At 24.4% G+C, this 1,261-nt stretch carries 1 protein-coding gene; it reads left to right on the top strand.

What is annotated here, in order from left to right; all coding sequences use genetic code 11:
* Window positions 1-218 precede the first annotated feature (218 nt).
* Window positions 219-1,181, top strand: a complete 963-nt coding sequence (locus tag GQS58_RS16815; protein ID WP_166388047.1) for a LamG-like jellyroll fold domain-containing protein — start codon at window positions 219-221, stop codon at window positions 1,179-1,181.
* Window positions 1,182-1,261 lie beyond the last annotated feature (80 nt).

Here is a 1,261-nt window from a genome sequence, read left to right as displayed (position 1 = left end):
GTGCTTTCTTATTATATGTCTTAAATTTAGTGTTTTTATTAAAATGCTAACTTAAGCCGTATATAATTTATTGCTGGCTTCTCGCCTATTTACGAAAGTCCTCGCGGACTTTCTTGGTCGGTAATTATTTATTAAATTAGTTGCTTGAAACACACAACAAACCATATACAACAACGTTGGCAATAATTAAACTCACGAATATCTGAATACCAAAACCTATGAAAAAAAGTTACTTTTTATTATTTTTAATTTCATCAGTATCATTTTCACAAAATAATAATTTAATTGCTGAATGGAAACTTGATGGAAATGGAAATGATTCATCTGGAAACAATAATAATGCTACACAAATTTCAGCTATAAATACAACAAATAGAAATGGAGAAGAGAATAAAGCTTATTATTTTGATGGAGTAAATAGTTACATAGATTTTACTGTAAGTAATTTACCAAAAGGCAATTCTGAAAGAACAATATCTGGTTGGTTTAAAAGTGATATGTCTTATGAATATTCAGTTCATACTAATTTTTTTTACACTATTATTGACTATGGAAACCCATTAAACCTGCAACGATTTTGTTTACAAATTTACAGTAAAGCTTATTTGGAAACATTATTGTCAGAAGAATTTAATAAAAATGATTTCTATGTGAATAATTACGATTATTTAAATAATAATTGGTATTTCTTTACTTTTGTTTATGACGGAAAAAAAACTAAAATTTATTCTAATGGTCAATTAGCAGGAAGTAAAGAAGTAATACTAGATACTCAAAGTGAACAAAATAAATTTCGTATTGGAAGAAAAAATAATAATCAAAATGCATCATTTAGAGGGAGTATTGATGATATTTCTTTTTATAGCAAAGCTCTAACTGACAATGAAATATTGGAATTATATCAAAAAAGTGTTTTAAGTATAAAAACAATTAATGAAAAAGATGAAAACATTATTGTTTACCCAGTAATATTTAAAGAAAAAATAAATATATCAAATATAAAATCCGATAAATTGAGCTTATATATTTATTCTCAAAATGGTGCTTTGATAAAAAAATTTAACACTAAAAAAGAAAGAGAAAATATTCTTCTTCAAGGTATTTCATCTGGAATATATATATTAAAAATCGTTAATAATACTAAAGGGAATATTGAATTTAGGAAAATAATAAAAAAATAACTATTGCCAACAAAGTACTGTGGTAAAAAACAAGTAAAAACTCATTAATTTTTCACTAAAACACTTCTGTAATTATTATC

This window comes from Polaribacter sp. 11A2H, from assembly GCF_011379025.1.
Classification (GTDB): Bacteria; Bacteroidota; Bacteroidia; order Flavobacteriales; family Flavobacteriaceae; genus Polaribacter.
This window is presented reverse-complemented; position numbering and strand designations above follow the sequence as displayed.